The organism is Streptomyces cyaneofuscatus (assembly GCF_000718135.1).
In the GTDB taxonomy this organism is placed as follows: Bacteria; Actinomycetota; Actinomycetes; order Streptomycetales; family Streptomycetaceae; genus Streptomyces; species Streptomyces cyaneofuscatus.
On sequence record NZ_JOEM01000001.1, the window covers coordinates 428,141 to 440,702 of the forward strand.

At 71.4% G+C, this 12,562-nt stretch carries 14 protein-coding genes; 6 read left to right on the forward strand and 8 right to left on the reverse strand.

Annotation, left to right across the window (positions count from 1 at the left end):
- Window positions 1-65 precede the first annotated feature (65 nt).
- Window positions 66-518 (forward strand): RDD family protein, encoded by a 453-nt coding sequence (locus tag IF17_RS0102050; RefSeq protein WP_030561510.1) that lies wholly within the window; start codon window positions 66-68, stop codon window positions 516-518.
- Window positions 519-539: 21 nt separating this feature from the next.
- Here the strand turns inward: IF17_RS0102050 and IF17_RS0102055 are convergent, their stop codons facing one another.
- Complete coding sequence (locus IF17_RS0102055) at window positions 540-899, reverse strand: DUF1330 domain-containing protein (protein ID WP_030561511.1); 360 nt, start codon at window positions 897-899, stop codon at window positions 540-542.
- Window positions 900-922: 23 nt separating this feature from the next.
- Here IF17_RS0102055 and IF17_RS0102060 point away from each other — a divergent pair, with 23 nt between their 5' ends.
- Window positions 923-1,564 (forward strand): GNAT family N-acetyltransferase, encoded by a 642-nt coding sequence (locus IF17_RS0102060; protein WP_337249722.1) that lies wholly within the window; start codon window positions 923-925, stop codon window positions 1,562-1,564.
- Window positions 1,565-1,701: 137 nt separating this feature from the next.
- Here the strand turns inward: IF17_RS0102060 and IF17_RS0102065 are convergent, their stop codons facing one another.
- Together IF17_RS0102065 and IF17_RS0102070 are read right to left on the reverse strand one after the other, a co-directional pair.
- Window positions 1,702-2,970, reverse strand: a complete 1,269-nt coding sequence (locus IF17_RS0102065) for a L,D-transpeptidase (protein ID WP_030561516.1) — start codon at window positions 2,968-2,970, stop codon at window positions 1,702-1,704.
- Window positions 2,971-3,206: 236 nt separating this feature from the next.
- The gene (locus IF17_RS0102070) at window positions 3,207-3,611 is read right to left on the reverse strand and encodes a hypothetical protein (protein WP_051883849.1); all 405 of its coding nucleotides are present in this window, start codon (window positions 3,609-3,611) and stop codon (window positions 3,207-3,209) included.
- A 153-nt stretch (window positions 3,612-3,764) separates the two neighbouring features.
- On the opposite strand from IF17_RS0102070, the gene IF17_RS0102075 reads away from it, so the two are divergent.
- On the forward strand, window positions 3,765-4,079 hold the full coding sequence (locus IF17_RS0102075; RefSeq protein ID WP_030561525.1) for a hypothetical protein: 315 nt from the start codon (window positions 3,765-3,767) through the stop codon (window positions 4,077-4,079).
- Between the two features lie 77 nt (window positions 4,080-4,156).
- Here the strand turns inward: IF17_RS0102075 and hutH are convergent, their stop codons facing one another.
- From hutH to IF17_RS0102100, 5 genes are all read right to left on the reverse strand, one after another.
- On the reverse strand, window positions 4,157-5,707 hold the full coding sequence (gene hutH / locus IF17_RS0102080; protein WP_030561527.1) for a histidine ammonia-lyase: 1,551 nt from the start codon (window positions 5,705-5,707) through the stop codon (window positions 4,157-4,159).
- A 79-nt stretch (window positions 5,708-5,786) separates the two neighbouring features.
- On the reverse strand, window positions 5,787-6,941 hold the full coding sequence (locus tag IF17_RS0102085) for a GGDEF domain-containing protein (protein ID WP_030561529.1): 1,155 nt from the start codon (window positions 6,939-6,941) through the stop codon (window positions 5,787-5,789).
- A 97-nt stretch (window positions 6,942-7,038) separates the two neighbouring features.
- Complete coding sequence (locus tag IF17_RS0102090) at window positions 7,039-7,851, reverse strand: enoyl-CoA hydratase/isomerase family protein (protein ID WP_030561531.1); 813 nt, start codon at window positions 7,849-7,851, stop codon at window positions 7,039-7,041.
- Between the two features lie 115 nt (window positions 7,852-7,966).
- Entirely contained in the window at window positions 7,967-9,166 is a 1,200-nt protein-coding gene (locus IF17_RS0102095; RefSeq protein ID WP_030561533.1) for an adenylate/guanylate cyclase domain-containing protein, read from the reverse strand.
- A gap of 244 nt (window positions 9,167-9,410) precedes the next feature.
- On the reverse strand, window positions 9,411-10,283 hold the full coding sequence (locus tag IF17_RS0102100; protein WP_030561535.1) for a biotin--[acetyl-CoA-carboxylase] ligase: 873 nt from the start codon (window positions 10,281-10,283) through the stop codon (window positions 9,411-9,413).
- 233 nt (window positions 10,284-10,516) lie between these two features.
- Between IF17_RS0102100 and IF17_RS0102105 the strand changes: the two genes are divergently transcribed.
- The 3 genes from IF17_RS0102105 (at window position 10,517) to mmpB (ending at window position 12,556) form a co-directional block, all read left to right on the forward strand.
- On the forward strand, window positions 10,517-12,097 hold the full coding sequence (locus IF17_RS0102105; protein ID WP_030561537.1) for an acyl-CoA carboxylase subunit beta: 1,581 nt from the start codon (window positions 10,517-10,519) through the stop codon (window positions 12,095-12,097).
- A 46-nt stretch (window positions 12,098-12,143) separates the two neighbouring features.
- Window positions 12,144-12,350, forward strand: a complete 207-nt coding sequence (locus IF17_RS0102110; protein ID WP_018510403.1) for an acyl-CoA carboxylase epsilon subunit — start codon at window positions 12,144-12,146, stop codon at window positions 12,348-12,350.
- Window positions 12,351-12,427: 77 nt separating this feature from the next.
- Complete coding sequence (mmpB, locus tag IF17_RS1000000140095; RefSeq protein ID WP_018510404.1) at window positions 12,428-12,556, forward strand: morphogenic membrane protein MmpB; 129 nt, start codon at window positions 12,428-12,430, stop codon at window positions 12,554-12,556.
- Window positions 12,557-12,562 lie beyond the last annotated feature (6 nt).

Consider the following 12,562-nt stretch of genomic DNA (forward strand, 5'->3'; position numbering starts at 1 on the left):
CGCCGTACGGAGCATCCGGGCGGCCGCCCCGTCTCCCCAAGGGCACCGGGGAGACGCGCCGCTACCTGGCGGTCGGGCTCGACTGCTATCTGTGCCTGCTGGTGGTCGGCCTGCTGGTGCACTCCTGCCTGGGCCCGGCGGGCGCGGGGGCAGGCACGACGGCCGCAGTCCTGATAGGCCACCTCACCGTGCTGTCCTTCGCCAACCAGGTACTGCTCACGATGGCGGTACGGGCGAGCGCCGGAAAGCTGATCATGGGCGTACGGGTGATCCGTCTGCCCGACGCGGGCCGCCCGGAGTTCCGCCGCCTGGTCCTGCGCTGGCTGTACGGCCTGTTCTGGCTCCCCCTCCAGCCCTGGCACCACCTCCGCCGGGGAGCCACCGCCGAGCCACCGCCCCGCGAACGCCTGGGCGGCGGCCCCCCGGCCGCCCCGCACACGGACCTGGCGGGGGTCCGCCAGGTCCACCGCAGCGACCTGCGGTACTACCGGAAGGCGGTGGAGGGGCGGGCGGGGTGAAACGGCCCACGCCCACGGGAGTCATCCCGCCGCCCGCTCCCCCGCCACCCGCATCGCCGCAGCCGTGGCCGACGCGTCGTACTCCGGCCCGACGCCCGGGACGATCACCACGTCACCGTCGATGTGCCGGGTGCGCAGGGGCAGGATCTCCTGGTAGGCGGGGGACGCGTACCAGGCGCGGATCTCCTCGGTGCCGGGGAAAACGATGACGACCAGCGCCCCGGGCCACTCCCCCTCCACCACCTCCACCTCGGCCCCATGCACCAGGAAGCGGCCTCCGTAGGGCTCCATGGTGGCCTGGATGCGCTCGATGTAGCTCAGCACCTCGTCCGGGACGGGGCCGTCGGCGGGACGCAGGTGGGCAAGGGCGTACGCGGTCATGGTCCGGTCCTCCGGGGTGCGGCGTGGCATGGTCCTTCGGTACGCCTCCGATGCTGCCGGGCGGGGCGGAGGGCGTCGATTACCCCGGAGGTCATGACGGCGGGCCGTACGGTGAAACGCCCGGCCGCGACAACTGGCACGGTGGCGCGATGGTGCACGTGCGGGAGATGAATGCGGACGACATCGAGGCCGTTTCGACGATCCGAGTCCGAGGATGGCAGGCGGCGTACGCCGGCATCGTTCCCCAGACGTATTTGGACGCCATGACAGTGGAAGGTGATGCCGGCCAACGGCGGCAGTGGTTCTCTCGGCCCGGACGAAAGTCACGAGATCTTGTGGCGCTCGGTGACCGTGGCCTGGTGGGGTGGATCTGCTTCGGGCCGTGCCGAAGTGAGATACCCGGTCCGGGACGGGTCGGTGAGGTCTACGCCCTCTACGTCTCACCGGATCTGATCGGCCAGGGCATCGGCCGGATCCTCCTGGGTGAGGCTCATTCCCAAATGAAGGGCCAGGGTTTCGAGGCGTCAGCCTTGTGGGTTCTCTGTGACAACCAACGAGCCCAGCGCTTCTACGAGCGGGCCGGCTACCAGGCTGACGGCGCGGCTCAGGACGACGTCTACGACGGGATCACGCTCACTGAGCTCCGCTACCAGCGCGTGCTTTGAGCCGAGCAATGCTGGTGGGGCTGGATGCGGCGCTGTAGAGGCCCCGCGCACGCCGAAGGCGGCGGCCCCCCGAGCGTTCCGGGGGGGCCGCCGCCTTCAGGATGGGGACGGGGGTGAAGCGGGGGTCAGGGGCAGGGTCAGGCGGCGGAGCCGGCCTTCCACTGGGCCCAGTCCATGTTCCAGCCGTTGAGGCCGTTGTCCGGGGTGATCGTCTTGTCCGGGGAGTTCTTGACGATGACCACGTCGCCGACCATGGAGTTGTCGTAGAACCAGGCGCCGGGGGCGTTGGGGTCGTTGGCGCCCTTCACGTCGGCCAGGCCCACGCAGCCGTGGCTGGTGTTGGCCTTGCCGAAGATGCCCTTGCCCCAGTAGTTGCCGTGGATGAAGGTGCCCGAGGTGGACAGGCGCATCGCGTGCGGCACGTCCTTGATGTCGTACTCGCCCTTGCCGTCGTCATCGGTGAAGCCGACGGTGGCGCCGTTCATCCGGGTCTCCTTGTGCTTCTCGGAGATCACCATCTCACCGTTGTACGTGGGGTTCTCGGGCGCGCCCGCGGAGATCGGGATGGTCTTGATCGTCTTGCCGTCGCGGGTGACCGTCATCATCTTGGTCTTCGCGTCGACGGTCGAGACCTGGTTGCGGCCGACCTTGAACGTCACGGTCTTCTGCTGCACACCGAAGACGCCATCGGCGCCCTCGACGCCGTCCAGCGCGAGCTTCAGGGTGACGGTGGAGCCGCCCTGCCAGTAGTCCTCCGGGCGGAAGTCCAGGCGCTGGCCGTTGAACCAGTGGCCCACGACCTCCTGGCCGCTGCTGGAGGACACGGTGATGCCGTCCTGGACGGCCTTCTTGTCCGTGATCGGCTTGTTGAAGTTGATCGAGACGGGCATCCCGACGCCGACGGTGGAGCCGTCCTCGGGGGTGAAGTTCCCGATGAAGCTGTTGTCGGGCGAGACGGTGGTGAAGGAGCTGTTCTCGTGGGCCTTGCGGCCCTTCGCGTCCTCCGCCGTGGCGTCGATCTTGTACGTGGTGGAGCGTTCGAGCTGTCCGGCGGGCTTCCAGCTGGAGCCGTCGGCCGCCAGCGTGCCCTCGACCGTCTTGCCGTCCGCCGTGGTCATGACGACCTCGGTCAGCTTGCCCTTGGTGACGGAGACCTGGGCGGCGTTGTTGATGCTCGCGTTGGTGGCACCGTTCTCGGGCTTGATCGCTATCTGCGCCTCGGACGCGTCCTCGGCCGCGGCCTTGTCCACCTCCTGCGCCTGCGACGACTCCGAGCTGCCGGCGCCCGCCTTCTTCTCGCCGCCGTCGTCGGTACAGGCCGAAAGCACCAGCACGCCGCCGAGCAGTGCGGACACGGCCGCGAGGCCCCTGCGCCGCTTGCTGTCCGTCATCACACGCTTCTCCATCGTTGCCGATTCCCCAAAATCCCCGAACGGGGCTGCCAGACGGCGATTCCCCGTCAATGTTCCAAGAACACCCGGAACGGGTGCTCCGTTCCACATCCGCCAGGGATGTGGGGAACACCACTCATCGACGCGGCTGCGCCTGCGGTGGTTCCCGCTGTCGGGCCCGGATACGGAACCGCCGCACAGCATGGCCCCGGTCCGCGGTGAAGCGGGGCCGGGGCCGGTGTTCTCACACGTCAGACCCGCTGCGCGAGGTCACCGTCCTCGCCGTCATTCCTCCCATTGTGCGCGACCGCGTCGCCGTACCCCTCCTCGTCGTCCTCGATCTCGGCCACGAACGGGCCGTCCTCGTCGTCCTCGTCGTCGTCCCAGCCCTCCGCATCGGGGTCGTACTCGACGCTCTCGCTGCTCCAGGAGGCCTGCGCGAGCTCGACCCCGGGCACCTCGCTGACCAGGTCGAACGGGTCGATCAGCGAGGCGAGGGCCTCTGCTCCGTCTGCCCGGACGGTGGCCTCGGCATGCATCCGCTCCTCGGCGGTGTCGCTCTCGGTGATACCCGATACCGGTTCCCCGTATTCGGCAGCGATGGATTCGAGGGCGGTGCCGGTGAGGGCGTCGAGGTCGGTGACCTCCAGCACCATTTCCACCCGAACGCGAACGAACCTGGATGTCTCTTCTGTGCTCATACTCCGGAGCGTATGGCCCATCCCGGCCACGACTTTCCTCCGACCCGCTGCTTTGCTTAGCATCGGCCCACGGGGCTAACTCATGGTTGTCGCAAGGGGATCGAAACTGTGTCCGTCACTCGTCGCACACTCCTGACCGCCACCGCCGCGGGAACGCTGCTGGCCGCTCTCTGGTTCGTCCCGTCGGCCAACGCGACCGTCGAAACCGCCTCGCGGGGCGGCATAACCACCGCGTCCGGCCAGGGTGCGGCACCGGCCGCCGAAGAGGCCGACCCCGCGCCCCAACTGGCCGAGACCGGGCCCGGGGTGGACACCACCCCGTATCTGATCGGCGGCACAGCGCTGCTGGGCCTCGGCGCCGGCTTCGTGACCTACTCCGTACGCCGTTCCGGAGGCGGAGGCGGAGCCCGCCCGGCGCTCTGACCCCGTACCCGCATACGTAAAAGGGCTGCCGCACCCCCCGGTGCGGCAGCCCTTCGTACGCGTACGGGACCGGCCCCTCAGGCCAGCGGCCCCGTGACCGGCTCCACGGCCGCGATCAGACGCCCCTCCCGTACGAACGTGTCCGCGGCGGCCAGGTCCGGCGCCAGGAAGCGGTCCGGGCCCGGGCCCTCGGCGCCGGCGGCCCGCAGCGCGGCCACGGCGGCCTGCGAGGCGGGGGCCGGGGCCAGGCCCTCGGCGGCCCGGATCTCCACGGCGCGGGCCGCCGCGTACAGCTCGACGGCGACGATCCTGGCGAGGTTGTCCACGGCGGTACGGAGCTTCCGCGCGGCCGACCAGCCCATGGAGACGTGGTCCTCCTGCATCGCGGAGGACGGGATGGAGTCGGCGGAGGCGGGGACCGCGAGCCGCTTCATCTCGCTGACCAGGGCGGCCTGGGTGTACTGGGCGATCATCAGGCCCGAGTCCACCCCTGCGTCGTCCGCGAGGAACGGCGGCAGCCCGTGCGAGCGGTTCTTGTCGAGCAGCCGGTCGGTGCGGCGCTCGCAGATCGAGCCGAGGTCGGCGGCGACGATGGCGAGGAAGTCCAGGACGTACGCGACGGGCGCGCCGTGGAAGTTGCCGTTGGACTCGACGCGGCCGTCGGGCAGGACCACCGGGTTGTCCACGGACGAGGCCAGTTCGCGGCCCGCGACCACCGCCGCGTAGTCCAGGGTGTCGCGGCCCGCGCCGTTGACCTGGGGGGCGCAGCGTACGGAGTAGGCGTCCTGCACGCGGGGCGCGTCGTCCTGGTGATGGCCCGTCAGGCCCGAACCGGCCAGCACCCGCAGCATGTTGTCCGCGCTGACGCCCTGGCCGGGGTGCGGGCGGATGGCGTGCAGCTCGGGGGCGAGGACCTTGTCCGTGCCGAGCAGCGCCTCCAGCGAGAGGGCGGCGGTGATGTCGGCGGAGGTGTAGAGGTTACGCAGGTCGGCGAGGGCCATGACGAGCATGCCGAGCATCCCGTCCGTGCCGTTGAGGAGGGCCAGGCCCTCCTTCTCGCGCAGCTCCACCGGGGTGATCCCGTGCGCGGCGAGCAGCTCGCCCGCCGGGCGGACCGTGCCGTCGGGGCCCTCCGCGTCGCCCTCGCCCATCAGGGTGAGCGCGCAGTGGGAGAGCGGGGCGAGGTCGCCGGAGCAGCCGAGCGAGCCGTACTCGTGGACGACGGGGGTGATCCCCGCGTTGAGCACGTCCGCCATGGTCTGCGCGACCTCGGGGCGTACGCCGGTGTGGCCGGAGGCGACCGTCTTGAGCCGGAGGAACATCAGCGCGCGCACGACCTCGCGCTCCACGCGGGGGCCCATGCCCGCCGCGTGCGAGCGGACGATGTTGCGCTGGAGCTGGGCGCGCAGCTCCGTACTGATGTGGCGGCTGGCCAGGGCGCCGAAGCCGGTGGAGACGCCGTAGACCGGCTCGGGCTTGGCGGCGAGCGCGTCCACGATGAGGCGGGAGGCGGCCAGCGCGTCCACGGCGGCGGCGGAGAGCTCCACCTGGGCGCCGTGGCGGGCCACGGCGACGACGTCCTCGGCGGTGGTTCCGGACGTCCCCACCACGACAGTGTGCATATCCATATTCAGCAGCGTACGGATTGAAACCCGCTATGTCACTAGTGGTTGAGCAGAGGGACCCTTACCGCTCTGCCGCCGGTGATCACGGCCGGTTGCCGCGCAGCCTGCGGCGGTCGTGCGCCGACTTCGGCGGGGAGTCCGCGAGCCGGATGACCTCGCCGTCCCGCCCGGCCACCACCGGCCGCAGCGAACGGGCGGCCTTGGCCCGGTACTGGGCGGCGTCCGCCAGCCGGAACAGCCGGCGGGCCGAGCGCACCGGGCCGATCGGGTCGCCCGTCGACGCGACCCCGCAGGCCACCCCGTTGCCCAGCTCGATCACCGCCGCCCGGTCGCAGAGCTCGGTGGCCACCCCGACCACGTCGTCCGCCTCGGGTCCGTCCGCCACCAGGCAGAATTCGTCGCCGCCGAGCCGGGCGGCGAGCGCGTCCGGGAGCATCGCCCCGCAGAGGGAGAGCACCGAGCCGAAACGTTCCAGCAGACGGTCGCCGACGGCGTGTCCGTGCGTGTCGTTCACCGCTTTCAGGCCGTTGAGGTCGCAGACGACGAGGCTGACGACGACCCCGGCCGTGCGGTGCGCCTCAACCGCCTCGTCCAGGCGGATGTCGACGGCCCGGCGGTTGGCGAGGCCGGTCAGCGGGTCGGTGAAGGCCAGCTTGCGGACCTCCTCCAGCCGTTCGGTCTGGGCGATCCCGGAGGCCACGACGGCGGCGAGCACGGTGGCGAAGTTGGCGTCGTCCCGGTCGAACACCGGCTTCCCGGCCGGCCGCGCCACGTACAGCTCGCCCCAGGCCCGCCCGTGCAGCACGATCGGCGCGACCACACAGCAGCCCCGGCCGCGCCGCCGCAGCGCCGCCACCCGCTGGTGGCAGTACGGGCGGGCGCCGCGCGCCGGGCCGCCCGCGCCGGGCAGGCCGTCGGCGGTCTCCACCCAGGCGTCGGGCTCACCGCCGCCGGCCCAGCGTTCGTGCAGGAACTCGGTGATCTCCGGGAACTCGTGGACCGGGTAGGCCTCCTCCTCGGGGAACTCCTCCTCCCCCTCGGCCCGCTGCCCCGCGTTGACCAGGACCCGCAGCCTGCCCCGGTCCCGCTCCCACACCGAGAGTGCGGCGAAGCTGCCGCCCAGCGCCTCGCAGGCCCCCAGCGCGGCCGCCCGCCACGAATCGCGCGGCGTGTAGGCCGCGGCCATCGTCTGCGCCAGCGAAACCACGGCCCGCAGCCGAGCATCGTCTTCACCCATTTATCCAGCTTATGTAGATTTGTTCCCTTTTGATCAGTTTGATGCGCAACTAATTTTCGGCGTCACGCGGCGGGCGCCTCACGGCATGCGGGCGTGATCACTCCCCCGGCCACTGCGGGCTCCGCTTCTCGTTGAAGGCGGCCACGCCCTCCGCCCGGTCCCCGGAGAAGGCCACCGACCGCCAGGCGGCGTCCTCCACCTCCAGGCCCGCCCGCAGGTCGAGCCCGTGCCCCAGCCGGAGCGCCTTCTTGGCCGCCCGCAGCCCGACCGGCGAGTTGGCGGCCATCCGGGCACCCAGCGCGAGGGCCCCCTCCCGGTCCCGCCCCGCCTCCACCAGCTCGTCCACCAGACCCAGCTCCCGCGCCTCGGCCGCCTCCACCCGGCGCGCGGTGAAGACCAGCTCGGCGGCGCGGGCCGCCCCCACCCGGCGCGGCAGCAGCTGCGTACCGCCGCCGCCCGGGATGACGCCCACGGACACCTCGGGCAGGCCGACCACGGCGGTGGCGTCGGCCACGATCACATCGCAGGCGAGGGCCAGCTCGAAGCCGCCGCCGAGGGCGAAGCCGTGCACGGCGGCGATCGTCGGCATCGGCAGCTCCAGGACGCCGGTGTAGGCGGCGCGGGCGGTGGGCCGCTGGCGTACCAGTTCGGCGTCCGTGAAGGAGTTCCGCTCCTTGAGGTCGGCGCCCACACAGAAGGCCCGCTCATGACTGGAGGTGAGGACGGTGACGCGGACGTCCCGGTCGGCACCGAGGGCCTCGCAGGCGGCGGCGATGGAGCGGGCCATGTCGGTGGAGACGGCGTTCATGGCCTTCGGCCGGTCGAGGACCAGCTCGGCCACATGCTCCTGGCCCGCGTGGCGCCGTACGGCGACGAACTCCCCGAACCGCTGCTCGGACGTGACGGTCATGCCTGCACCCCTGTCGGTCGACTGCCGGTGAACGCCGGTTAACCGGCGTTGTCGACAGGGATCCTAGACAGGGCGCACCGGAAACCGACAGGGCGAGCCCGTGGAGCGGTACGGCTCAGGACCCCGTCTTCCCCCGCCGCGCCAGCAGCCACGGCTCCACGACACCCAGCCCGCGCACGGGCCGCTGCCACATCGGCTGGAGCCCGAAGCGGTACGTGGGCAGGGGCGGCTCCTCGACCACCTCGCGGCCCTCCTTCTCGGCCAGCCGGGCCCGCTCGGCGGCGGCCGCGACCTCCTCGGCGGCCTGGGCCTCCGACTCCGGGGCGTCCCCGTGCCGGACCAGCTCCTTGGCGAACGCCCCGTCCACGAGGACGGCGTCCTTCGGAGCTATCGAGGTGAGCCGGCTGGCGAGGTTCACCGTGGTGCCGAAGACATCGCCCATGCGCGTGGTGACCGTGCCGAAGGCGATCCCGACGCGCAGGGCGGGCATCGCCTCGTCCTGGGACATGGCCTCGATCAGCCGGAGCGCTATCTCGGACGCCGTGCCCGCGTCGTCGGCGGCGAAGAGGACTTCGTCGCCGAGGGTCTTGATGAGCCGTCCGCCGTGCGCGGCGACCAGGTCGGCGGCGGTCGTCTCGAAGGACTCGACCAGCTCGCCGAGCTCCTCCTCCTCAAGCCGCCGGGTCAGCCGGGTGAAGCCGACGAGGTCCGCGAAGCCGACGGCCAGGCGCCGGTCGACCATCTCGTCGTCGTCCGCCGCCTGCACGACCCGCCCGGTCGCGGCGGCCAGCTGGCGCCGCCACACGTAGACGAGGAACTCCTGGAGCTCCGGCAGCAACAGCTCGACCAGCGGATACGTGACTTCCGTACGGGTCATCCCCGGCTCGGGCGGCTCGGTGAGCCCCTCCAGGAACGAGTCGATCTGCCACTCCGCCAGCCGTGCGGTGGTCTGCCCGGTGGAGCGGGCCACCTGGATCGCCATCGGCTCGCTGAGCAGCCCCGCCTCCACCAGACCGGCGAGCCGCCGCAGCGCCAGCACGTCAGCCTCGGTGAGCGCCTTGGCCTGGCCGATGTCGGCGAAGCCCATGGCCCGCCAGAAGCGGGAGGCCAGGTCCATGGAGACACCGGCGGTGCGGGCGGCCTGGAAGGGGGTGTAGCGGCGGTCGGCCCCGAGGATCAGCGCTTCGAGGCGGATCGCGAGGGGGTCGTCGGTCGGTTCGGCCGTGTGGTCGACCTCGTGATGCGGGGTGGCATGGACCGAGGAGTCCGACGGGGGCTCCTCGCCCGCGCCGGACGTCGTGTCGCCGACGGTCACCAGCCGCCTCCTGCCCGTTCCCTGCGCACTGCCTGCCGATCTGTCGCTGATCGCCCCAACAGTGATCTGTCGCTGGATCGCCTCAACAATACGGCAGGTGTGCCCTAGCTCACGTCCTTGGTTGCCCGATACGGGTGCGTCGCGCGTGACATCTACTGATTACGCGGTATCCACACCGTTACTGATGACGCGTATCCACACCGTCTCAGGCCCTCCCCATCAAGCCCTCCTCATCAGGCCCTCCTCAGGTCAGCCCGCCCGCCGCGCCCCGCAGGTGCACGATGTCCCCGGCCGAGACCGGCTGCTGGAGCCCGTCCTCGGTGGAAAGCACCAGACGCCCGTCGCCGTCGATCGCGACGGCCTGCCCGACCAGGGAGTTCCCGCCCGGCAGCTCGGCCCGTACGGTCCGGTCCAGGGTCGCGCACCCGGCCGCGTACGCCGCCTGGAGCCCGCTCGCGGCCGCGTCCCCGCCCGCGGCCCGCCACTCCCCGTACCAGTGCTCCAGCGAACGCAGGACGGCCCGGAGCAGGGTCTCCCGGTCGGTGGAGACGGCTCCGGCGAGCGCCAGGGACCCGGCGGTGGGGGCGGGCAGCTCGTCGGCGCGCAGCGAGACGTTGATGCCGAGGCCGACCACGATGCCGTCCCCGGCGAACTCCCCGAGGATGCCGGCGGCCTTGCGCTCCTCACCCTCCACAGTGACCAGCAGGTCGTTGGGCCATTTGAGTGCCGTGTCGACGCCCGCCGCCTTGGCGAGGCCGGTCGCGGCGGCCACCCCGGCGAGCAGCGGCACCCACCCCCACCGCTCCACGGGCACGTCGTCGCCGGGCTCCAGGTAGACCGAGAAGAACAGCCCGGAGCGGGGCGGCGCGGTCCAGCTCCGCTCCAGCCGGCCGCGCCCGGCGGTCTGCTCCTCGGCGACCAGGACCGTGCCCTCGGCCAGGCCACCGGAGCGGGCCCGCTCCGCGAGGTCGGAGTTGGTCGATCCGGTGGTCTCCACGACCTCCAGCTCGCTCCAGAGCGACTCGGGCCGCAGCAGCCCGCGGCGCAGCGCGGTCACGTTCAGGGGCGGCCGGTCCAGGTCCGACCAGCGGTTCTGTGGCGCATCCGGTGGTGTCATGCAAGCCACCCTAGGTGTGGCAAAGGACGCACTGCCTTTCCGGAGGCGCGCCGATACCCTACGAGTCAGTAGCCGGAGAGTTGCGTACGAGCGTGACGTACGAACGCCACGTACGAGCTTTGCGTAATCAGAAGTTACGAGCCAGTAGCCGCAGAGTCGGACAGACGACCGGTCGTCCCCCCGTGACCGTCACCGTTCGTCGTCCCCGTGACCAGGCAGGGAGCCGCCCCCCGATGTCCGAGCCGCAGAGCGACATCCACACCACCGCGGGCAAGCTCGCGGACCTGAGCCGCCGTATCGAGGAGGCGACGCACGCGGGTTCGGCCCGCGCCGTCGAGAAGCAGCACGCCAAGGGCAAGCTGACGGCCCGTGAGCGGGTCGATCTCCTGCTGGACGAGGGCTCCTTCGTGGAGCTCGACGAGTTCGCCCGGCACCGCTCCACCAACTTCGGCATCGAGAAGAACCGCCCGTACGGCGACGGTGTCGTCACCGGGTACGGCACGGTCGACGGCCGCCCGGTCTGCGTGTACTCGCAGGACTTCACCATCTTCGGCGGCTCGCTCGGCGAGGTCTACGGCGAGAAGATCGTCAAGGTCATGGACTTCGCGCTGAAGACCGGCTGTCCGGTCATCGGCATCAACGACGGCGGCGGCGCGCGCATCCAGGAGGGTGTGGCCGCGCTCGGCCTCTTCGCCGAGATCTTCCGCCGCAATGTGCACGCCTCCGGGGTGATCCCGCAGATCTCGCTGATCGTCGGCCCGTGCGCGGGCGGGGCGGTCTACTCCCCCGCGATCACCGACTTCACGGTGATGGTCGACCAGACCTCGCACATGTTCATCACCGGCCCCGACGTCATCAAGACGGTCACCGGCGAGGACGTCGGCTTCGAGGAGCTGGGCGGAGCCCGTACGCACAACACCACCTCCGGGGTGGCGCACCACATGGCGGGCGACGAGAAGGACGCCATCGAGTACGTCAAGTCCCTGCTCTCCTACCTCCCTTCGAACAACCTCTCCGAGGCCCCGGCCTTCCCGGAGGAGGCGGACCTCGCGGTCACCGACGAGGACCGGGAGCTGGACACCCTCATCCCGGACTCGGCGAACCAGCCGTACGACATGCACACCGCGATCGAGCACGTGCTGGACGACGCCGAATTCCTGGAGACCCAGGCCCTGTTCGCGCCGAACATCATCACCGGCTTCGGGCGGGTGGAGGGCCACCCGGTCGGGATCGTCGCCAACCAGCCGATGCAGTTCGCCGGCTGCCTGGACATCGACGCGAGCGAGAAGGCGGCGCGCTTCGTCCGGACCTGCGACGCGTTCAACGTGCCGGTCATCACCTTCGTCGACGTGCCGGGCTTCCTGCCGGGTGTGGACCAGGAGTACGGCGGCATCATCCGGCGCGGCGCCAAGCTGATCTACGCGTACGCGGAGGCGACGGTCCCGCTGATCACCGTCATCACCCGCAAGGCGTTCGGCGGGGCGTACGACGTGATGGGCTCCAAGCACCTGGGTGCCGACCTGAACGTGGCCTGGCCGACCGCCCAGATCGCCGTCATGGGCGCCCAGGGCGCGGTGAACATCCTGCACCGCCGCACCATCGCCGCCGCCGAGGACCCGGACGCCACGCGCGCCGAGCTGATGACGGCGTACGAGGACGCGCTGCTCAACCCGTACGTGGCTGCCGAGCGCGGCTACGTCGACGCGGTGATCATGCCGTCCGACACCCGGGCCCACATCGTGAAGGGGCTGCGTCAGCTGCGGACGAAGCGGGAATCACTCCCCCCGAAGAAGCACGGCAACATCCCGCTGTAGCCGCCCGCCCTCGCACAGACGCACAGACGCACAGAGAGGTCTGCCCATGATCAGAGTCGTACGGGGCAACCCGACCCCTGAGGAGCTGGCCGCCGCCCTGGCAGTGGTCCAGGCCCGCGCCGCGGCGAGCGCCGCCGTGTCGTCCGGCGCGCCCGTTCCGCCCGAGCAGTGGTCCGACCCGGGCCGCATCGCCCGTACGGGCCGCCTGCGGCCGGGCCCCCGGGCCTGGGCCAGGACGTACTGGCCGGCCTGAGCCGGGACCGGGCGCCGCTGCCTCTTGAGTACCCGTACTCAGGCGCATCGGCGCCCGGCGCGGGCAGGATCGGAAGCATGCTGTGGTCCGACCCCGAGAACAAGCCGCCGAAGGAACTGCGCGACGCCCAGGACATGATGCGCAGAGCGGGCGTCCTGCTCGCACTGGCGATGCTGGTCGCGATGTTCGTGCTCGGCACCCGCTGAACCCTT